A 20,008-nucleotide genomic window follows, 5' to 3' on the forward strand; every position below is an offset into this window, starting at 1 on the left:
GTGCAGCGCCTCTACCTGCAGTTCTACGTCACCATCCTCGTCGTGCTGGCGGTGTTCGTCGGCGCGGCAGTGCTGCTGTGGCGGGTGGCCGACGACGACAATCGCACACCGCAGTATCTCGACGTCGCGGCCGAATTGACCGGCGCGCTGCTGCCGGATGCGACGGCGCCGCAAGCCGACCAGCAACGCGCGATCGAGGGGCTGCAGCGCAAGCTGCGCTTCGACATCGCGCTCTACGAGCCCGACGGCGACATGATCGCCATGGCCGGCAAGCCACCGCCGCGCTTCGAGCCCAAACGGGCGCGCACCGGCTGGCGGCGCGGTCCGGGCGGGCCGAACTTCGTCCTGCAACTGCCGGACGGCCGCTGGCTGGTCGCGCGCCAGGTGCGCGAGCGGCCCAACCCGATTTTCTGGATCGCCGCGGCACTTGGGATGGTGGCCATTGCTGTTGCCATCGGTTCGTTCCCCGTGGTGCGCGGCCTCGGCCGGCGGCTGGAGCGGCTCAGGGCCGGCGTCGACCGGCTGGGCGGCGGTGACCTCAGCGCCCGCGTGAAGGTCGAGGGCCGCGACGAGCTGGCCGCCCTGGCCGCCAGCTTCAACCGTTCGGCCGAGCGCATCGAGGGCTTGGTGGCCGCCCACCGGCTGCTGCTGGCCAATGCCAGCCACGAGCTGCGCACGCCGCTCACCCGCATCGCCGTCGCGGCCTCGCTGCTGGGCGACGCCGCCGATCCCAAGACGCGGGAGTCACTGAAGCGCGACGTGGCCGAGCTCGACCAGCTCATCGAGCAGATCCTGCTGGCGAGCCGGCTGGAAGCCGTCCCCGAGCTGGAGCAGCACGAGCCGGTCGACCTGCTGGCACTCGCCGCGGAGGAAGCCTCACACTACGACGTCGAGGTGGACGGCGAACCGGTCACCGTCTCCGGAGACCGCACTCTGCTGCGCCGCCTCGTGCGCAACCTGGTCGAGAACGCGCAGCGCTACGGCGGCGGCACGCCGATCGACGTTTCAGTGACGCGAGAGGACGACCGCGCCGTGCTTGACGTCATCGACCACGGCCCCGGCGTGCCTGAGGCCGAGAGGCAGCGCATCTTCGAGCCCTTCTACCGCCTGGCTGGCGGCGCCGAGACCGGCCGCGGCAGCGGGCTGGGCCTCGCGCTGGTCCTCGACATCGCGCGCCGCCACGGCGGCGACGCGGTTTGCCTTGCGGCAGAGGGCGGCGGCAGCCGGTTCAGGGTGGAGTTGCCAGCCGCGTGAGGCAACAGCTGGCAATTGCCGAATCCTCTCCGACCGCGACATCGACATCGACATCAACATCAACATCAACATCATTGGCCAAGCCCTGCGCGCCGCCATCTTGGGAACATTCTTCCCGGATTGGGAGTTCGCTACGCTCTTCGGCCTCGAACGAGCGGAGGTCCGCGTTGTCGCGGAAACGTGGCCGACGCAAACAATCGACCCTGACGCCTTCTTTGTCGCCGCGCGCGGAGCGCTGCTTTACCTTTGTGGCTATCCCCACAACGCCGACGGGCAACTCAAGAGTCTCGTATCGATAGACGATACGGAGGAACTGCAAGTTATTCCGGTGCGCCTCGACGCCATTCGTCCGACGCTTCACAATACGAAGTGAACGAACGTTTACCCGGAGGAGCGGCCCATGGATTTCAACATTCCCGCGGAGATCGCGGCCTATATCGCCGAGCTCGACGAATTCATCGAGCGCGAGATCCGGCCTCTGGAGCGCGAGAACGACAATATCCGCTTCTTCGACCATCGCCGCGAGCATGCGCGCACCGACTGGGACAATGACGGCCAGCCGCGGCACGAATGGGAAGAGCTGCTGGCCGAGATGAAGCGGCGCGCCGACAGGGCCGGCCATCTACGCTTCGGACTGCCGAAGGCGCTGGGCGGCAAGGACGGTTCCAACCTCGCGATGGCGATCATCCGCGAGCATCTGGCCCACAAGGGGCTCGGCCTGCACAACGACCTGCAGAACGAGAGCTCGATCGTCGGCAACTTCCCGGTGGCCCTGCTGCTGCACCGCTTCGGCACGCAGGAGCAGAAGGACCGCTACATCGAGGGCATGTTCCGCGGCACCGAGCGCATCGGCTTCGGCCTCACCGAGCCGCTGCACGGCTCGGACGCCACCTTCATGGAGACCACCGCGACGAAGCAGGGCTCGGACTGGGTGATCAACGGCATGAAGCGGTTCAACACCGGCATGCACACCGCGACCGTCGACCTCGTCTTCGCGCGCACTTCCGGCAAGGCCGGCGATGCGCGCGGCATCTCGGCGTTCCTGGTGCCGGTGAAGAGCCCCGGCTTCAAGATCGAATACATGTGGTGGACGTTCAACATGCCGTCCGACCATGCCGAGGTGTCGCTCACCAACGTCACCGTGCCGGGCTCGACCATGCTGGGCGAGGAAGGCCGCGGCCTCGACGTGGCGCAGACCTTCGTGCACGAGAACCGCATTCGCCAGGCCGCGTCGAGCCTCGGCGCGGCGCAATACTGCATCGACCTGTCGGTGGCCTATGCCAAGAACCGCAAGGTGTTCGGCAAGGCGCTGGCGACCAACCAGGCGATCCAGTTCCCGCTGGCCGAGCTGCACACCGAGGCCGAGATGACACGCGGTCTCGTGCGCAAGACCGCCTGGCATCTGGACCGCGAGCACCACATGAACGTCAGCGAATGGGTGGCGATGTCGAACTACCGCGCCAACCGGCTGGTCTGCGACGCCGCCGACCGCGCCATGCAGGTCCATGGCGGCATCGGCTATTCGCGCCACACGCCGTTCGAGCACATCTACCGCCACCACCGCCGCTACCGCATCACCGAGGGCTCGGAGGAGATCCAGATCCGCCGCGTCGCCGGCGCCCTGTTCGGCTTCTGGGGTGCGCAGAAGACGTCGACGGCGGCGAAGTCATGATCGTTCCTCCCCCATCACATGGGGGAGGTGGCCTGCAGGGCCGGAAGGGGAAGGCTACAGTCAAAGCGTTTGTGAGTTTATGAACATGAAGATGTTCGACGAGCGCGCGCGTTGCTTTCCCCCTCCCTGGCCCTCCCCGATATGACGTGGGCGGGAACCAAGGACCGTCGCTACACCGGCGATGCGCTGACGTTCGGCGCGGCCATGCTGATGGGATCGAGCTATCCCTTCGCCAAGGACGTGCTGCAGGTCATGAGCCCGCTGCTCTACAGCGGCTCGCGCTACCTGATCGCCAGCCTCTTCCTGTTCGCCGCCATGAGGCTAATGGGGCGACCGCTGGGGCTGGCGAGGCGCGACTGGCTGCCGCTGTTCCTGCTCTCGCTGGTCGGCGTCACCCTGTTCCAGGCCTGTTGGGGCCTGGCGATGGCCCGCAGCGCGCCGAGCGTCGGCTCGATCGTGATGACCACCACCACCGCTTTCTCCGCGATCCTCGCCTGGTTCGGCGGACGGCGGCTGCCGCCATTGGGCTGGGCGGGCATCGTGCTGGCCTTCATGGGCGTGGTCCTGGTGGTGAACAACAGTCTCGACGCCATCACCCTGTCGTTCGGCAGCCTCGACGGCACGCTTCTCTGGATGCTCGCGGCCTTCGCCTGGGCCTTCTACGTCGAGCGCTGCGCGCCCTACAATCGGCGGCTGGGCGCACTCCCGGTGATGGCGTGGACGACCCTGTTCGGCTCGCTGGTGCTGGTGCCGATCGCCCTCCTCTTCGATTCGCTGGGGGAATTCGCACGGCTCGACGACCGGCTGCTGGGCTTCTGGCTCTACACCGCCATCTTCCCGGTGGGCGTCGCCTTCCTCGGCCTGACCGCCGGGCTCGACCGGCTGGGGGTCAGCCGGGTCATGGTCTACATGTACCTGATCCCGGTGGCCGGGGTGGGCCTGTCGGCCGCCTTCTTCGGCGATCCGCTGACCGCGGCGCGCTTGCTGGGCGGGCTGATCGTGCTCGCGGGCGTCATTCTGACGCGTGTGGCGCTCGACCGGGCCGCCCGCGTTCCTGTATGAACCTCCCCATGGCCACGACCCAGCCCTCCCTGACAACGCCCGGCGACGGCGGACGACGCGCGTCCGTGGACCGCGCGACCAAGGAAACCCGCATTTCCGCCGCCATCAATCTGGACGGCACGGGCGTCTACGACATCAAGACCGGCATCGGCTTCCTCGACCATATGCTCGAGCAGCTCTCGCGCCACAGCCTGATCGACATCACCGTGCGCGCCGAGGGCGACCTGCACATCGACTATCACCACACGACGGAAGACACCGGCATCGTGCTGGGCGAGTGCCTGTCCAAGGCGCTGGGCGACCGCAAGGGTATCCGCCGCTACGGCAGCGCCACCATCCCGATGGACGAGACACTGACCGAGGTGGCACTCGACGTGTCGAACCGGCCGTACCTGATCTGGAAGGTGAACTTCACCCGCGACAAGCTCGGCACGATGGACACCGAGCTGTTCAAGGAATGGTTCCAGGCCTTCGCCCAGCTGGGCGGCCTGACCCTGCATGTCTGGAACCACTACGGCGAGAACAACCACCACATCGTCGAGACCTGCTTCAAGGGCATCGCCCGGGCGCTGAGAGTCGCCGTCGAGATCGACCCGCGCCAGACCACCGCCGTGCCCAGCACCAAGGGCGTGCTCTAGGCTCGAACATGACCGTCACCCCATGACTGTTGCCATCGTCGATTACGGATCGGGCAACCTGCGCTCCGCCGCCAAGGCCTTCGAACGGGCCGCGCGCGAGGCTGGGACCGACGACCGCGTGCTGGTGACCTCGTCGCCGGCCGAAGTCGCCGCCGCCGACCGCATCGTGCTGCCCGGCGTCGGCGCCTTCGCCGATTGTCGCGCCGGGCTCTACGGCGTGCCGGGCATGGTCGACACGCTGCAGCGCGAGGTGATCGAGCGCGGCAAGCCGTTTCTCGGCATCTGCGTCGGCATGCAGCTCATGGCGACGCGCGGCGTCGAGTACGGCATTCATGCCGGGCTCGACTGGATCGCCGGTGACGTCGTGCGCATAGAGCCCGGCAAGGACCATCTCAAGATCCCGCACATGGGCTGGAACGAGCTGACGGACCTCAGGCCGCATGCCCTGCTCGACGGCATCGCGCCGCGCGCCCATGCCTACTTCGTGCATTCCTATCAGCTCGCCGCCAGCAAGCCCGAGACGGTGCTCGCGCTGACCGACTATGGCGGGCCGATCACGGCGATCGTCGGCCGCGACAATCTCGCGGGGACGCAGTTCCATCCCGAGAAGAGCCAGGCGACGGGACTTCGGCTGATCGCCAACTTCCTGCGCTGGAAGCCCTGAGCCCCTGACCGCGAGCGAACAAAGCATGTCCCTCGGCCCCTTCGACATGTTGTTCGCGTTCCTTCAGACGCATGCCAACGGCAACCTCCATCTCGCCGGCCTCTTCGTCCTGCTGTTGCTGCTGGCGTCCCTGGAGTTCGGGGTACAACTCGGCAAGTTCATCGCCCGCCGGCACACCCCGACGGACGGGGAGAAATCATCGGTCAACTTTGCGACGGCGGGCGTGATGGGCCTGCTGGCGTTCCTGCTCGGCGTCTCTCTTTCCATGGCGTCGGATCGCTACCAGCAGCGCCGGGACTCGGTCCTGGCCGAAGCGAATGCCATAGGCACCGCCTGGCTGCGCGCGACGGTGGCGACCGGCGCGGAGGGCGCGTCGATGCAACGCCTGCTGCGCGACTATACCGAGACGCGCATCGCCGTGGTCCGCGGCAGTCCCGATCCGGCAGAGGTCGATCGGCTCAACCAGCGGACCAACAGCCTGCAGAACGAACTCTGGCAGCTGGCGGCTACGGTTGCCGCGCGCTCGCCGACGCCGATCTCGGGCCTGCTGCTCTCCTCGCTCAACGAGATGATCGACCTGTCGCTCACCAACCGGCGCAACTTCAACAGCCATGTGCCGGCCTACGTCCTGCGGCTCCTGCTGACCGTCTCCATCTTTGCGGTGGGCGCCGTGGGTTACGGGTTCGGCCTGGTCGGCAGCCGCCAGCCCGGACTCTCCGTCATGCTGCTCGGAGTCTGGACGCTGGCCATCGTTCTGATCCTGGACATCGACCGGCCGCAGAGCGGCGAGGTTCGCATAGACCCCGCCCCGCTCGTCTGGACGTTGCAGGGGTTCGGGCCCGCGAAGTAGCGCTGCGGCGCTACAGCCAGCTCATCTCCTGGCGCTGCCTCGCCTCGAAGGCCTTGATGTCCCGGTCGTAGCTCAAGGTCAGGCTGACCTCGTCGGCGCCCTTCAGCAGACAGTCCTTGCGGAAGGAATCGATCTCGAAGCGGTCGGTCTTGCCGTCGGGTCCGACGACGGTCTGGCTCGCCAGATCGATCCTGATTCGCGCACCCGGCGAGGCATGGAGCATGCCCCGGAGTTGCGCCGCCCGTGCCGCATCGAGGCGGATCGGCAGGGCACCGTTCTGGAAGCAGTTGTTGAAGAAGATGTCGCCGAAGCTCGGCGCAATGAACGCCCGCAGCCCGTTGTCGACCATCACGGTGACGGCGTTCTCGCGCGAGGAGCCGCAGGCGAAATTTCGCTCGGCCACCACGATCTTCGCCCCGGCAAAGGCCGGCATGTTGGTGACGAAGTCCGGTCGCGGCGACTTGTCGGGCGTGTAACGCAGGTCGTGGAACAGTGCGCCGACCTGCATGTCGCGCGGCTTGCCGAGAAAGCGCGCCGGGATGATCTGGTCGGTGTCGAGGTTCGGCTGGTCGATCGGGAGGGCGACCGCCTCCAGTGTGGTGAAAGCTTCCATGGCGATGCCTCCCTCAGGCCAGCTTGCGGACGTCGGCGAAATGACCCGAGACGGCGGCGGCCACCGCCATTGCCGGGCTGAGCAGATGCGTCCGCACCCCCGGTCCCTGCCGGCCGATGAAGTTGCGGTTCGAGGTCGAGGCGATGCGCTGCTGCGGCTTGCCGGTATCGCCGTTCATGCCGACGCACATCGAGCAGCCGGGCTCGCGCCATTCGAAGCCTGCCTCGACGAAAATCTTGTCCAGCCCCTCCGCCTCGGCCTGCTTCTTCACAAGGCCGGAGCCCGCGACCACCCAGGACGGGATCACGACCTTGCGGCCCTTCGCGACCTTGGCGGCAGCGCGCAGATCCTCGATGCGGCTGTTGGTGCAGGAGCCGATGAACACGCGATCGACCGGCACCTGCTCGAGCGGCGTGCCCGGCACCAGGCCCATGTAGTCGAGCGCACGCTTCATACTGTCCTTCTTGGCGGCATCCGGCGCCGTCGAGGGCTCGGGGATGCGGCCCGTGATCGACAGCGCATCCTCGGGACTGGTGCCCCAGGTCACCATCGGCGCGATCGACGCCGCATCGAGGCTGACCTCGCGGTCGAAGGCGGCACCCTCGTCGCTCGGCACGGTGCGCCAGAAGGCGACCGCCTTGTCCCATTCGGCTTCCTTGGGCGCGAAGGGCCGGCCCTTCAGATAGGCAATCGTCGTGTCGTCGGGCGCCACCATGCCGGCCTTGCCACCGGCCTCGATGGACATGTTGCAGACCGTGAGCCGACCCTCGATCGACAGGCTACGGATCGCGTTGCCGGCATATTCGATGACATGGCCGACCGCGCCGGCCGTGCCGATCTTCGCGATGATGGCCAGGATGACATCCTTGCCGGTAATGCCAGCGCCCAAAGTACCGTCGATGCTGATGCGCATCGCCTTGGGCTTGCGCTGCCACAGGCATTGCGTGGCCATGACGTGCGCTACTTCGGACGAGCCGATACCGAAGGCGAGCGCTCCCAGCGCGCCGTGGGTCGAGGTATGAGAGTCGCCGCAGACCAGGGTCAGGCCCGGTTGGGTGACACCCTGCTCCGGACCGACCACATGGGCGATGCCCTGCCGCTCGTCGCCGAGATCGAACAGGGTGACGCCGCTTTCGGTGGTGTTGGTGCGGATCGCCTCGACCAGCTTGCGGTGATGCGGATCGGCAATGTCGGCGATCGCGCGACTGTCGCTGCGAACGTAATGGTCAGGCGTGGCAAAGCCGCGGTCGGGGCGGCGCAGCTTCATGTTGCGCTCGCGCAGCTTGGCGAAGCCCGCCGCCGAACCGTCATGCATCAGGTGACGGTCGATATAAAGCAGCGTGTAGCCGTCGTCGCGATCGACGACGACATGACGCTGCCAGATCTTCTCGAACATCGTGCGCGCGGCGGCCATGCACTTCCTCCTCAGAGATTCATTTTCCTTTCCCCCTGGCGAGGGAGAGGAACTCGAAATGAGCTATTCGGCAGCGGCCTTGATCGGGTCGCGGAAGGCGGTGCGACGCTCGTCCCATTCGGCGGCGCCGAAGCGGGCGAAGGTCTTGCCGGGCGAGCCGGTGACCGGCGGGAACTTGCCCTGCTTCAGGTCGCCCAGCAGTCGGTCACAGGTCGAGATGATGCCGCCCAGCAGCAGGCCGGGGACGATGGCGATGGCGTATCCCATGCGTTCGGCGACATCGAGATCGATCTCCGGTGTCTTGCCGCCGCGCACGACATTCAACAGGCACGGGCCGTTGACCCGCTGCGGTACGGACTCGATCTCGGCCATGGTCTGCGGCGCCTCGACGAAGGCCACGTCAGCGCCGTTGGCCAGGGCGGCATTGGCGCGCTCGATCGCCTCGTCGAGGCCGGCGACGGCGCGCGAGTCGGTGCGCGCGATGATGCAGAAATCCTTCGACTTGCGGGCGGCCGAAGCCGCACGAATCTTGGCGATGAAGTCCTCTCGGCTCACCAACTCCTTGTTGTCGAGATGGCCGCACTTCTTGGGAAACACCTGATCCTCGATGTGGATCGCGGCGACGCCGGCGCGCTCGAACTCCTGCACCGTGCGGAACACGTTCAGCTCGTTGCCGAAGCCGGTGTCGCTATCGCTGATCAGCGGGATGTCGATCGAATTGGCGATCCGGCTGGCATTACCGACCATCTCGCTCATGGTGATCAGGCCATAGTCGGGATAGCCCAGGGTCGCCGAGGTGCCAGCGCCCGTCATATAGGCGGCGGCGAAGCCCGCCTGGGCGATGGCACGACCGGTGATGCAGTCGATGGCGCCGGGGGCGACGATCATCTTCTTGGATGACAGCAGTTTGCGGAGATTGGCGGCGTTGGACATGGCTTCTTCCTCTAGCGTTTGCGTTTCTCGATGGGCGATGGCCGCTGATGCGGCTTGAGCGTCTCGGGATGCACGGTGAAGCGCAGCTTCAGATGCTCCGGCACGGCGAGCATCTCGACGTACTCGACCGCCCGCCCGTTCTGATCGGTCATCAGGCTGCGCAGGTCGATGAGCGCTGCGCCGACTTTGACGCCGAGGCGCGACGCCACCAACGGCTCGGCCAGCACCGCAGAGACGAGCTGCTCGGCGCCACAGATATGGGCGCCCGCCCGGCCCAGGAGCTGGAACATCGGGATGCGGTTGAGGTCGGCCCGGGTGAAGGTCTGGCCAAGCGCTGCGGGTACGTAGCTCGTGAGATGCATGACCGGCGTGCCATCCTGGGAGCGGACGCGCACCGCGCGCTGGACCGGATTCTGGTCGGCATCCCACAGCCGGTCGCGCGCGAAACCACGGGCCTCGACGTAGCCGAACTCCAGGACCTCGGCGACGGTCTCCGCACCATAGGACACGATGTTCTCGATCACCGAGGAGACCGGCATGCGCATCGGCTGGCCGATCTGCGGCCGCACGATCGTGCGCCGCCCGGCGCCACGCTCGATCAGGCCGGCATCGTGCAGGCTGGCCATCGCGCGACGGACGGTGATGCGCGACACGCTGAACATGCGGGTGAGCTGTTCCTCGGTGGGCAGCGGCTCGCCCTCGGGATAGCGCCCGGTCGAAATGCCGTCGGCCAGCACCAGATAGATCTGGTGATGCAGCGGCGAGCCCATTTCACGGGCAACGGCGATCCTGTTCATGACTTCTCGGAAGCCTCTCCGCGATGCAGGTGCTTGTCGATTGCCAGAAGCGCCGCATTCGAAGCGATGGCGAAGACCGAGATCAGCACCGCGATCGACAGGATCGTCTTCACGTCGTGCAGGTCGATCGCCGTCATCAGCAGGAATCCGAGCCCGCGCTGCGAGGCGAAGAGCTCGCCCAGCATCGTGCCCAGCAGCGTGAGCGAGAAGCCGATGCGAAGGCCCGAGAAGATCTCGGGCAGGGTGGCGGGAACCAGCACGTACCAGCCGGTCTGCGCCGGCGTCAGCCGCATGGCGCGGCCCGCCCGCAGATAGGTGCGGTTGACGTTGCGCACCGCGTTCATCGTGAAGAGCACGACCGGGATGATCCCGTGCAGGGCGCCGAAGGCGACCTTGGCCGGCATGCCGAGGCCGAACAGCAGAAGGATCACGGGATAGAGCGTGATCTTCGGCACCGAGTAGAGGGCGACGAGGATCGGCTCGGCGACCTCGCCCGTGAGCTTGTGTCCGCCCAGCACGACGCCGATCAGCACGCCGCCGCCGCAGGCGATGGCCAGCGCCTGAAGGAAGGCGAGACCTGTCTCGCGCAAGTGCGGCAGGAAACGCGCCTGTCCGATCATCTCCCAGAGATGGGCGAGGGTGGGCGCCGGCGCCGTCACGGCCGAGTCGCCCGCGATCTCGTGCAGGACCTGCCACAGCGCGACCAGCGAGATCGCGACGAGGATGGGATCGCGCCAGGCGCGCAGCGAGAGCAGGCCGCGGCTCATGCCCCGCGCCGGCGCAGCATGCGACGCTCCCAGGCGAAGACCGCCATGTTGAACAGAGTCACGATCCCCAGCACGAACAGGATCAGCGCATACATGCGCGGATTGTCGAAATTGTCGTAGGCGAAGGCGATCTCGTGGCCGATGCCGCTGGTCGACAGGATGAACTCGCCGGCGATCACGCCGATGAAGGAATAGGCGACGGCGAGCTTGAGGCCCGAGAGGATGTGCGGCGCCGCCGCCGGCAGCCGGACCCGCCAGATCTCCTCGATCAGCGACAGGCGATGGATGCGCGCCGTCCGCAGCAGCACGCGCGGCACGCGATCGAGGCCCGCCATGGTGGCGAGGATCATGGCGACCATGGCGAACAGGGTCGCCAGCACGATCAGCGGCACCGGGCCCAGGCCGAAGATGACGATCAGCAATGGATAGAAGGCGAAGTGCGGGATCGCGTAGTAGGCCGCGAGGAAGGGGCTGAAGGCGCGGCGCAGGAACGGCACCCAGTTGAGGATGAAGCCGATCACGAAGCCGCCGACGATCGCGAGGCTCATGGCGATCGCCACGGCCGACAGCGTGTGCCGCAGATGCATGCCGATCTCGTCCGACCGCAGGGTTTCAACGAGCGTCGTCACCATTTTCGACGGGGCGGTCACCATGGTCGGTGCGATCGCGCCGGTCCGGCAGGCCAGCTCGAGGGCGCCGACGGCGCCCACCAGCAGCAGGGTGCGGATCCAGCCCGCCTTGCTCATCGTGCCGCCGTCCCCTGCCCCAGCGCTCGCAGCGATTCGCCGCGAAGGTAGGACCAGAGACGCGCCGTGACCGCGCCGAAATCGGCACGCTCGGCCAGGCGAGAATCGCGGTCGCGCGGCCAGCCGGTTTCGACGATGTCGAGGAAGCGGCCGGGCCGCGCCGACATCACGCCGATACGGTCCGACAGCAGGTTGGCCTCGTCGAGCGCATGGGTGATCAGCAGCACCGTGGCCGAGGTCTCGCGCCACAGGCGCAGCAACTCGTCGCCCATCAGCAGGCGCGTCTGCTGGTCGAGCGCCCCGAACGGCTCGTCGAGCAGGATCAGCCGCGGCTGCATCACCAGCGTGCGCGCGATGCAGACGCGCTGGCGCATGCCGCCCGAGAGCTGGCTGGGATAGGCACGCCGGAAGTCGCGCAGCCCCATGAAACCGACGGCGAAGTCGACACGCCGCTTGCTCTCCGCCGCATCGACGCCGGCCCGCCGCAGACCGAAGGCGACATTGTCCTCGACGGTGAGCCAGGGAAAGCTCGCATCCTCCTGGAACACGACGCCGACGCCGTCGGGGACCTCGCCACGAACCGGCTTGCCCTCGAACTCGACCGTGCCGGCAGAAGGAACGGCGAGACCGGACAGCACGTCGAGCAGGGTCGACTTTCCGCATCCGGACGGTCCGACGACGCTGAAGAACTCGCCTGCAATCAGGTCGAAGGAGATCGGACCGAGCGCATGGACTTCACCATGGCCCGCGCGCGGCGGGTAGACGCGCGTCACGCCGTCGAGACGCGCATGGATCTTGTGGGCGGCCGTGCTTTCGACGGCCGCCAGCCGCGGCGCCCCCGCGATCATTGGGTCTTCGCCGCGACAGGGGCGAACTGGGGGTCCGTCGCCGCCTTCCAGTCGACCGGCAGCTGCAGCGCGCCGACCGATCCCAGCGCATCGGCCATCGACTGCATCAACGGCATCTCGAGCTGCCCCTTGCCCCACCAGGTCGGGTTCATCTTCGTGACGTTGGCGATGGCGTTGGTCACGACGTCGAGCGGCAGGTTGTAGGCCTTGGCGACGATCTGCGCGGCTTCCTTGGGATTGGCATGGAGGAACTCGACGCCTTTGCGACGCGCCTCGATCACCGCCTTCAGCTTGGGCCCGTGCTTGGCGATGGTCTCGTCGGTCGCGATGCCGACGGTCTGGGCATAGGCCGGCAGCTTCTCGTCGATCCAGCCCAGCGTCTTGTACTTCACACCGGCCTTTTCCTTCTGGGAGTAGATCGGCTCGGGGATGATGGCGACGTCGACCTTGCTGTGTTCGAGCGCGGTGAGGCCCGCACCAAAATCGCCGATGGCCACCATCTTCACGTCGGCGGCGGTGATGTCCCAGGACTTCAGCGCCGAGAGCGTGATCGCCTCGCTCACCGACTTCGGACGCGAATAGACGAAACGCTTGCCCTTGAGGTCGGCCGGCTTATCGATTGCCTCGCCCACGCGGGTCACCCAGAACGAGCTGCGGCCGTTGGTGCCACCGCTGATGATCTTGATGTTGAAGCCTTCCTTGATGGCTGCGAGCGCCGCCGGCAGAGCCACTTCGGCGAACAGCGTGTCGCCCGCCATCATGTTGCGGACGCTGGTTCCCCCGCCCTTCGACGTCAGGATACCGGTGATGTCGACGCCGGCTTCCTTGAAGTAGCCCTTCTCCATCGCGATGGCGTAGGGCACGCCATAGAGCAGCGAGCCGTAATGGGTGACGACGATGTCCTCGGCGCGCGCCGTCGCAACGGACAGCGTGCCGAAAGCTGCGAACGCGAACGCGCGGATGGCGGCCTTGAAAGCCCTCATCGTTCCCTCCCAGGGATGTTGTGGCCGTGCCTCATGACATCGGCTCTTCTATTGTTATGACATTAGGACATTCGAGCCGGAGCGAGTCAATCCGGGCGCTGCGGCGTTATTCGCTGGGCAGAAAAATCCGCAGTCGATCCTTGGTCGGACGTTCAGCCGGCAGGAAGCGCCCTGGCCGCGCTGCCTTGTGGGACCGCGGAGGGTCGGCCCTGTCGATGGGGATTGCGCGCGGCGGCATCCCACATGAGGCGCGGATCGAAGGCCTCGGCAGCGACGATGGTGACGATGACCACGGCACAGAAAGCCAGCGCACCCATGCCGGGATCGATGGTCACCGCGCGCCCAAACTGCACGAGTGCCCCCAGCAAGGATTCCATGAAGATGTCGACCATCGACCAGCGGCCGATCCAGGCAACGATGAAGTAGAGCTTCGTGCGCTGGCGCAGGAACACGCCGGCGGTTTGCGCCGTGCCGGGCAGCGAGGTGACTGAAATCATGCCGATCAGACTGATCAGCTTGAACAGCGGCACCAGGACGCTGGCGAAGAAGACCAGAAGCGCCAGCGGATACATCTTGGATGAGACGAGTTCCTCGACGCCCCCCATGATGGTGCTGGGTGCGCCGGAGCCGAGCTGGATCACCGTCAGCACCGGATAAACGTTGGCCGGGATGTAGAGGATGGCGCCTGCAAGGGAGAGGGAGAGAGTCCGATTGAGGCTGTCGGGCTTGCGCTCGTGAACGCGCGAGCCGCAGCGGGGACAACGCCCGTCATGTTCGGACGGCACGCAGACGAGCTTGCATTCCTCGCACCCGGCGGCGCCCGGCCGGTATTCGAGCGGCGCGAGCGGGGGCATCGGCGCGTGGGTCTGGCCGCGACGCTCGATCTCCTCCCACACGGCCTGCGGATCGAGGGCGAGTTCGGCCCAGACGATCACCACCGTGAGGACGCCCAGCGCATAGACCGCCGGCCCCAGCTCGATCGTGACGAGGTCGCCCAGCTTGGTGTAGGCCACGAACACGCCCAGCAGCAGCACCTCGAGCATCGCCCAGGTACCCATGCGCCGGGAGATCAGGAAGATGCCGCGCAGATTGGGCGGCAGGGTCCGCATGCGCAGCCCGACCAGCACGTAGAGCGTGCCGGCGAACTTGATGAGCGGCGCAAACGCCGTGGTGAAGGAGACGGCGAGGGCCAAGGGCCACAGGCCATGGCGCACCAGCTCGGACGGGCCGGAAAGGATGGTGGTCTCGTGAACGATGCCGGCGGTCGAGACCTTCATCAGCATCGCAAGCCACAGGATGGCAAACAGCACCAGCGAGGTGAAGGTGAGCGCCAGGCAGCGGCCCGTCGGATCGGCTCGCGTCGATCGCAGCCGCGTACCGCAGCGCTCGCAGTCGGAGCGCATGTTGGCCGCCATCGCCGGCACGATCTGGAACAGGCCGCAGCCAGGGCATTCCCTGAGCTGCGGCGACGTCACCAGGGGACCTGGGTCGCGCGGCACGGCGAAGGCCCGCAGCATGGCGTTACTGAAGCAGCGTGGCGATGCCGTCCGACAGCTCGCCGAGCGCGTCGCTCATGGCGGCGACATGGCCCGGCGTGTCCGGCGTCGGTACGGGCTTGGAGATCGAGAAGTTGCGCGCGGCGGTACGGGTCGGCCGGTTGAACTGGATCGCGACCTGCGCCAGCAGGATGACATTGCCCGCCTTGTCGGCGTCGAAGCGCTGGATGTCGACGCCGACCGTGGCATAGGGATCCGCCGTGATCGAGCCGGCTTCGCTGTAGACCTGGCTGCCCGGGAGGCGCTGCGACAGCTCGAGCACGATGGTCCGCGCCAGCATCCCGCCGACCGGCTCGCCCCACCAGGCGTTGGCACGGACATCGAGCTTGAAGTCGTCGGTCGAGCGGACGATCTCCTTGCGGTCGAGATAGCCGGGCAGACCGATGTCGCGCACCTGCACGATGCGCGGCCCCCGGGGCAGCACCGGACCCGGTCGCACGGCGAGCGTGTAGAGGACGGGTTCCGGCGAGGAACCGCAGGCCTGAAGAGCCGGCGCGGCGAGCACCGGAAAGGCGAGGAGGCCGAAGCGGCGGCGGCCGAGTGAAATGGAGTTCATTCCTTGCCCGTGTTGGTGCGGCCCTTGATCAGGGCCTCGGGGTGACGCGACAGAAGATCGGCCAGGGCGCGGATCGAGCGCGCCGCATCGGTGATCTGCGGCATCAGGCGGTCGAGGTCGCGATGGAACTTCGAGGTATCGCCGTATCCCTTATCGACCGAACCGATCAGGCGATTGGCCTTCGTCATGGCCTCCTGCAACTGCAACGCGATGTCGGGCAGGCGCTTCAGGGCCGGCGTTCCGTCGACGTCGAGTTTCCGCGCGATGTCCTGGACGTCGATCATCGCCTTCTCGAGGGCCGCCAGGGTCGTCTTGATCTGCGGCCCGTTTATCATCTGGTCGATTCCGACCGAGGCGCTGACCAGGCTGTTGCCGATCTTGTCGAAATCGATGCGGTTGATCTTGCTCAGCAGTTCGCTGGCCGACGCCGTGATGCTGTCGAAACCGCCGAGTTCGGCGGCCGGGATCACATAGTGGCCGTCTTCCTCGGTGAGCTCGCCCGGCTTGGCATCGGCCAAGACCTCCAGCGCTATGACCTTCTGCGGGCTGATCAGGCTCGGCGCCTGCAGCGTCGCGCGCAGTCCGCGCTTGATCATCTCCTCGGCGACGTTGATGGGCTCCATTCCCCGGGTCTTTGCGAGATTGCTGACCCTGCCGGATTCGACACGATAATGGACCGGCGCGACGATGCGGTCGGTCTTTGGATCGTAGACCAGTCCGACACGGGTAACCTCGCCGATCTTGAGGCCGTGGAACCTGACTTCGGCCCCTTCCGTCACGCCGGCGACCGAGCCGGGAAAATAGGAGATCAGTTTGATCTGCTGGCCGAAGCCCGCGGACTTGGCCTCTTCGAGGTTGGTATAGAGCTTGAACCGATGACCGGCCTGGCTGATCGGGGCGGTCGAATCATGTGCGGTATCGAAGGCGATGCCGCCCAGCAGGATGGCGCGCAGCGATTCCATCTCGATGTTGACGCCGTTGGCGCCGAGCGAGATCGACAGGCCGGACGCATTCCAGAAATTCGAATCGTCGCGCACGTAGCGGTCGTAGGGTGCGCGCACGAAGGCATGAATGGCGACCCGGCTGGCAAGATCGTGCAGGTCCCATCCCAGCACCGTGCCGACCTCGATATCGCGAAAGAAGATCGGTGCGCCGAGGCTGATCGATCCCAGCCTCCTGGAGTCGAGCCGAAAGGTCGTTCCCTTGACCGAGGCCTGGAGGATGGGCGGGTCTTCCTGGCCGACGAATTCACGTTTTGTGGCGCCCGCCTCGGATGACGGCCGCATGCCGATATAGGAGCCCGACAGAATGGTCTCGAGGCCGGAGATATTGCCGGCGAAGAGCTGCGGCTTCACGACCCAGAAGATCGTCTTGTCGGTGAGCAAAGGCTCGGCTTCCTTCACCGTCTCGATCGTCACCAGCACCTTCGACAGGTCGGGCGGGATGGTGATGGTCTTGACCGTTCCCATGACGACGTTGCGATACTTGAGCTGGGACTGACCGGCCGTGAGACCGGCGGCCGTGTCGAACGACACGGTGATCACGGGGCCGCGCTTGGAGAAAGCGTCCCACGCCAGCCAGCCGGCAATCAGCGCCGTCGCGATGGGCACCAGCCAGACCAGCGGGAAACGACGCCGGCGTCGAACCGAAGCCGCCCCGACGGTGCCTTGCCCACCAGGATTACTTGCGACCGGGGTCCCGGGAACCGATCCGGACGGGGCTTGATCTGTCATCGTACCTCGTTCGCCCCTCAATCAGACGGGACGTTCAGCGCTCCCGGTCGTCGATGTCACGGGCCAGGACCTCGCGCTTGCCGACATGGTTTGCGGAGCTGACCACGCCCTCGCGCTCCATGCGCTCGACGATACGGGCGGCCCTGTTATAGCCGATCTGGAGGTAACGTTGGATGAAAGACGTGCTGCACTTGCGCTCGCGGGCCACCAGCGCGATGGCCTGGTCGTAGAGCTGGTCGCTCTCGCTCTCCTCGGCATCGCCCGGCAAGCCGCTCCCCGAGCCCTCGCCGTCGGGATCGTCGGTGACCGATTCGATGTAGGCCGGCGCGCCCTGGGCCCGCAGGTGACGAACCACCTCCTCGACCTCGCCGTCGCTGACGAAGGGGCCGTGGACGCGGGCGATCTTGCCACCGCCGGCCATGTACAGCATGTCGCCCTGCCCCAGCAGCTGCTCGCCGCCCTGCTCACCCAGGATGGTGCGGCTGTCGATCTTGGACGTCACCTGGAAGGAAATTCGAGTCGGGAAGTTGGCCTTGATGGTGCCGGTGATGACGTCGACCGACGGCCGCTGGGTGGCCATCACGACATGGATACCGGCCGCACGCGCCATCTGTGCCAGGCGCTGTACGGTGGCCTCGATCTCCTTGCCTGCGACCAGCATCAGGTCGGCCATCTCGTCGATGATGACGACGATGAAGGGCAGCGGCCTCAGGTCCATCTCTTCGTCTTCGAAGGTGGGCTTGCGCGTCTCGGGATCGATGCCGGTCTGGACCTTGCGGGTCAGCACCCCGCCCTTTCGGGCCGTCTCGATGAGCTTCTCGTTGTAGCCCGCGATGTTGCGCACGGCGACCGCGCTCATGGCGCGATAGCGGTCCTCCATCTCGCGCACGACCCACTTCAGGGCGACGATCGCCTTGCGCGGTTCCGTGACGACGGGCGTCAGGAGATGGGGAATGTCCTGATAGACGCTGAGTTCCAGCATCTTGGGGTCGATCATGATGAAGCGGCACTGATCCGGCGTCAGCCGGTAGAGCAGCGACAGGATCATGGTGTTGACCGCCACCGACTTGCCCGAGCCGGTGGTACCGCCGATCAGCAGATGCGGCATGCGGGCCAGGTCGGCGATGACGGGGTCGCCGCCGATATCCTTGCCCAGCGCCAGCGGCAGGCCGAGGCGCCCATCCTCGTAGTGCTTGGTCGACAGCAGTTCGCGCAGAAACACCGTTTCGCGCTTGGCATTGGGCAGCTCGATGCCGATGACGTTGCGGCCGGGGACGGTGGCGACGCGCGCCGAGACCGCGCTCATCGAGCGGGCGATGTCATCGGCAAGACCGATGACGCGGCTCGACTTGGTGCCGGGCGCGGGTTCGAGCTCGTAGAGGGTCACGACCGGTCCCGGCCGCACCTTCACGATCTGTCCCTTGACGCCGAAATCTTCGAGCACCGTCTCGAGCAGGCGTGCATTCTGCTCCAGCGCCTCCTCGTCGATCTTGGGCTGGGCGTTGACCCTCGACGGCAGCGACAGGATGTCGAGCGGCGGCAGCTGGTAATCGGCCCCGAGGGCCAGCTCACGCTGGCCAGCCTTGGCGGCGCGCTTGCCCTGCGGCGCGGCCGACTTGCGCGGCACGATCTTTACCGCGGCGGCTGGCGGCGCGGCCGCCGGCTGCTCGACGTCGAGCGCATTGTCGGGCGCGAACGGATTGTCGTCGGTCTCCTCGTCCACCAGCTCCTCGGCCGCGGGCGAAGGTGGCGGTGCGACGGCGACCGGCGGCGGTGCCTCGAATTCCTCGTCGGCAACCGGCTGCCGGTAATGCGCCGGCGCAGGCGCAGGCGCAGGCTCGTATCCGCTGAAGCCCGGCTCGATGCGTTCCGCCGCGGCCGCGGTGGCCGTCGCCGGGCGGCGCATGAAGGGCTCGATCCGCAGGCCGCCGGTCAGGCGGCTGAGGAAGCTGCGCTCTTCGACACGGGACGGGGCCGCTTCGTCCAGCACCGGCGAGTGCATACGAAGACCGCCGGGCGCCTCGGGAATGTCGTCGGCCGGCCGCTCGATCGGGGCATAGGGCGCATCGACCATCAGCGAATCGCGCGCCGGCAGCACCGCGCCTTCCTCGGGAATCTGCTCGTAGCGGTTCTCGAAATGCGCCGGATCGTACTGGCTGGCGTCGATCTCGCCCGGGATCTCGGCATAGCCGATGTGGGGCGCCGGTGGCTCGTTCTCTTCCTCAAGCGCCTGCGGCTTGCCGCGCCACAGATCCACGGCCGCCCGCATGCCCCACACGACCCACAGGAAGGGCGCACGCAGGATGCGGAAGATCAGCGGCAGATCCGTGCGGTTCATGCCGAGTGCCGGGGCCATCGCGATGAAGGCGAGGGCCGCCGCACCGGGTTCGATGAAAGTGAGCGCGCCGCCGCTCGAATGGGTGAGCACCAGCTCGCGGAAACGGCCGACCAGCGCGAGACCGACCAGCCCACCCGGTCCGGCATGGGTGGCGGCACCGCCGACATCGCCCAGCCCCACGCAGGCCACGCTCATCATCAGCAGTGCCAGCAGCAGCAGCGAGAGACGCAGGCCGAAGAAGCCGAGATGATGGGTGCGCACCATGCGTACGCCCCAGGTGATGAAGGCGACGGGAGCGAGGATGATGGCGAGACCGAAGGTCTGCAGCAGCAGGTCGGAGACATAGGCGCCGGGCAGGCCGAGCAGGTTGTTGGGCGCGCGCGCCGTGGCGTGATTGAGCGAAGGATCGCCGGGGCTGTAGGTGAACAGCGCCATCATCAACGCCAGGCCGAATCCGGCCGTCGCCACGCCGACGATCTCCATCATGCGGCGTCGCAGGAAATCGCGCCCACCCTCCGGCAGGATGGAGGTCCTGGGCTGCAACGCTGAAGAGAGGCTCAGCATGGCCATGCGCGGTTGCGCTC

General features: G+C 67.0%; 19 protein-coding genes. 7 read left to right on the plus strand and 12 right to left on the minus strand.

All coding sequences use genetic code 11. From position 1 onward, the window contains the following. The 7 genes from ACT6UX_RS01865 (at position 1) to ACT6UX_RS01895 (ending at position 6,140) form a co-directional block, all read left to right on the plus strand. Positions 1-1,254, plus strand: coding sequence for a sensor histidine kinase (locus ACT6UX_RS01865; protein ID WP_444773436.1), 1,254 nt, complete (start codon positions 1-3; stop codon positions 1,252-1,254). Next, a complete protein-coding gene (locus ACT6UX_RS01870) occupies positions 1,202-1,627 on the plus strand; it encodes a hypothetical protein (protein WP_444773437.1) in 426 nt (141 codons plus the stop codon). Before ACT6UX_RS01865 ends, ACT6UX_RS01870 begins: the two co-directional genes overlap by 53 nt. Positions 1,628-1,654: 27 nt before the next feature. Continuing rightward, positions 1,655-2,926 carry an acyl-CoA dehydrogenase family protein gene (locus ACT6UX_RS01875; protein WP_444773438.1) on the plus strand — a complete coding sequence of 424 codons (1,272 nt, stop codon included), beginning with the start codon at positions 1,655-1,657 and terminating at the stop codon, positions 2,924-2,926. A gap of 111 nt (positions 2,927-3,037) precedes the next feature. Next, positions 3,038-3,988 (plus strand): DMT family transporter, encoded by a 951-nt coding sequence (locus ACT6UX_RS01880; protein ID WP_444773439.1) that lies wholly within the window; start codon positions 3,038-3,040, stop codon positions 3,986-3,988. 8 nt (positions 3,989-3,996) lie between these two features. Then, positions 3,997-4,626, plus strand: coding sequence for an imidazoleglycerol-phosphate dehydratase HisB (hisB, locus tag ACT6UX_RS01885; RefSeq protein WP_444773440.1), 630 nt, complete (start codon positions 3,997-3,999; stop codon positions 4,624-4,626). Between the two features lie 22 nt (positions 4,627-4,648). Continuing rightward, positions 4,649-5,290 (plus strand): imidazole glycerol phosphate synthase subunit HisH, encoded by a 642-nt coding sequence (hisH, locus tag ACT6UX_RS01890; protein WP_444773441.1) that lies wholly within the window; start codon positions 4,649-4,651, stop codon positions 5,288-5,290. A 25-nt stretch (positions 5,291-5,315) separates the two neighbouring features. Continuing rightward, positions 5,316-6,140, plus strand: a complete 825-nt coding sequence (locus ACT6UX_RS01895) for a bestrophin-like domain (RefSeq protein ID WP_444773442.1) — start codon at positions 5,316-5,318, stop codon at positions 6,138-6,140. Between the two features lie 10 nt (positions 6,141-6,150). Here the strand turns inward: ACT6UX_RS01895 and leuD are convergent, their stop codons facing one another. From leuD to ACT6UX_RS01955, 12 genes are all read right to left on the minus strand, one after another. After that, entirely contained in the window at positions 6,151-6,753 is a 603-nt protein-coding gene (gene leuD / locus ACT6UX_RS01900; protein WP_444773443.1) for a 3-isopropylmalate dehydratase small subunit, read from the minus strand. 13 nt (positions 6,754-6,766) lie between these two features. Continuing rightward, positions 6,767-8,167, minus strand: coding sequence for a 3-isopropylmalate dehydratase large subunit (gene leuC / locus ACT6UX_RS01905; RefSeq protein ID WP_444773444.1), 1,401 nt, complete (start codon positions 8,165-8,167; stop codon positions 6,767-6,769). Positions 8,168-8,230: 63 nt separating this feature from the next. Beyond that, the gene (locus ACT6UX_RS01910; protein WP_444773445.1) at positions 8,231-9,100 is read right to left on the minus strand and encodes an isocitrate lyase/PEP mutase family protein; all 870 of its coding nucleotides are present in this window, start codon (positions 9,098-9,100) and stop codon (positions 8,231-8,233) included. Between the two features lie 11 nt (positions 9,101-9,111). Then, complete coding sequence (locus ACT6UX_RS01915) at positions 9,112-9,897, minus strand: GntR family transcriptional regulator (protein ID WP_444773446.1); 786 nt, start codon at positions 9,895-9,897, stop codon at positions 9,112-9,114. Beyond that, positions 9,894-10,664, minus strand: a complete 771-nt coding sequence (locus ACT6UX_RS01920) for an ABC transporter permease (protein WP_422009713.1) — start codon at positions 10,662-10,664, stop codon at positions 9,894-9,896. Before ACT6UX_RS01920 ends, ACT6UX_RS01915 begins: the two co-directional genes overlap by 4 nt. Beyond that, on the minus strand, positions 10,661-11,410 hold the full coding sequence (locus ACT6UX_RS01925) for an ABC transporter permease (protein ID WP_444773447.1): 750 nt from the start codon (positions 11,408-11,410) through the stop codon (positions 10,661-10,663). The genes ACT6UX_RS01920 and ACT6UX_RS01925 overlap by 4 nt, the downstream gene beginning before the upstream one ends. Beyond that, positions 11,407-12,258, minus strand: coding sequence for an ABC transporter ATP-binding protein (locus ACT6UX_RS01930; protein ID WP_444773448.1), 852 nt, complete (start codon positions 12,256-12,258; stop codon positions 11,407-11,409). Before ACT6UX_RS01930 ends, ACT6UX_RS01925 begins: the two co-directional genes overlap by 4 nt. Beyond that, positions 12,255-13,241 carry an ABC transporter substrate-binding protein gene (locus ACT6UX_RS01935; RefSeq protein WP_444773449.1) on the minus strand — a complete coding sequence of 329 codons (987 nt, stop codon included), beginning with the start codon at positions 13,239-13,241 and terminating at the stop codon, positions 12,255-12,257. The genes ACT6UX_RS01930 and ACT6UX_RS01935 overlap by 4 nt, the downstream gene beginning before the upstream one ends. 152 nt (positions 13,242-13,393) lie before the next feature. Next, positions 13,394-14,758: a paraquat-inducible protein A gene (locus ACT6UX_RS01940; protein WP_444773450.1), complete on the minus strand. Its 1,365-nt coding sequence runs from the start codon at positions 14,756-14,758 to the stop codon at positions 13,394-13,396. Between the two features lie 4 nt (positions 14,759-14,762). Beyond that, positions 14,763-15,353, minus strand: a complete 591-nt coding sequence (locus tag ACT6UX_RS01945; protein ID WP_444773451.1) for a PqiC family protein — start codon at positions 15,351-15,353, stop codon at positions 14,763-14,765. Continuing rightward, on the minus strand, positions 15,350-16,963 hold the full coding sequence (locus ACT6UX_RS01950) for a PqiB family protein (RefSeq protein WP_444773452.1): 1,614 nt from the start codon (positions 16,961-16,963) through the stop codon (positions 15,350-15,352). The genes ACT6UX_RS01945 and ACT6UX_RS01950 overlap by 4 nt, the downstream gene beginning before the upstream one ends. A 157-nt stretch (positions 16,964-17,120) precedes the next feature. Next, positions 17,121-19,994, minus strand: coding sequence for a DNA translocase FtsK (locus tag ACT6UX_RS01955; RefSeq protein ID WP_444773453.1), 2,874 nt, complete (start codon positions 19,992-19,994; stop codon positions 17,121-17,123). Positions 19,995-20,008 lie beyond the last annotated feature (14 nt).

This window comes from Reyranella sp., assembly GCF_052439685.1.
Taxonomy (GTDB): Bacteria; Pseudomonadota; Alphaproteobacteria; order Reyranellales; family Reyranellaceae; genus Reyranella.

Coding starts and splice junctions, on each gene's coding strand:
- leuC (WP_444773444.1), bottom strand. CDS start 8,167: ATGGCCGCCGCGCGCACGATGTTCGAGAAGATCTGGCAGCGTCATGTC.
- ACT6UX_RS01895 (WP_444773442.1), top strand. CDS start 5,316: ATGTCCCTCGGCCCCTTCGACATGTTGTTCGCGTTCCTTCAGACGCAT.
- hisB (WP_444773440.1), top strand. CDS start 3,997: ATGGCCACGACCCAGCCCTCCCTGACAACGCCCGGCGACGGCGGACGA.
- ACT6UX_RS01925 (WP_444773447.1), bottom strand. CDS start 11,410: ATGAGCAAGGCGGGCTGGATCCGCACCCTGCTGCTGGTGGGCGCCGTC.
- ACT6UX_RS01935 (WP_444773449.1), bottom strand. CDS start 13,241: ATGAGGGCTTTCAAGGCCGCCATCCGCGCGTTCGCGTTCGCAGCTTTC.
- ACT6UX_RS01945 (WP_444773451.1), bottom strand. CDS start 15,353: ATGAACTCCATTTCACTCGGCCGCCGCCGCTTCGGCCTCCTCGCCTTT.
- ACT6UX_RS01910 (WP_444773445.1), bottom strand. CDS start 9,100: ATGTCCAACGCCGCCAATCTCCGCAAACTGCTGTCATCCAAGAAGATG.
- ACT6UX_RS01920 (WP_422009713.1), bottom strand. CDS start 10,664: ATGAGCCGCGGCCTGCTCTCGCTGCGCGCCTGGCGCGATCCCATCCTC.
- leuD (WP_444773443.1), bottom strand. CDS start 6,753: ATGGAAGCTTTCACCACACTGGAGGCGGTCGCCCTCCCGATCGACCAG.
- ACT6UX_RS01955 (WP_444773453.1), bottom strand. CDS start 19,994: ATGGCCATGCTGAGCCTCTCTTCAGCGTTGCAGCCCAGGACCTCCATC.
- ACT6UX_RS01930 (WP_444773448.1), bottom strand. CDS start 12,258: ATGATCGCGGGGGCGCCGCGGCTGGCGGCCGTCGAAAGCACGGCCGCC.
- ACT6UX_RS01915 (WP_444773446.1), bottom strand. CDS start 9,897: ATGAACAGGATCGCCGTTGCCCGTGAAATGGGCTCGCCGCTGCATCAC.
- ACT6UX_RS01875 (WP_444773438.1), top strand. CDS start 1,655: ATGGATTTCAACATTCCCGCGGAGATCGCGGCCTATATCGCCGAGCTC.
- hisH (WP_444773441.1), top strand. CDS start 4,649: ATGACTGTTGCCATCGTCGATTACGGATCGGGCAACCTGCGCTCCGCC.
- ACT6UX_RS01940 (WP_444773450.1), bottom strand. CDS start 14,758: ATGCTGCGGGCCTTCGCCGTGCCGCGCGACCCAGGTCCCCTGGTGACG.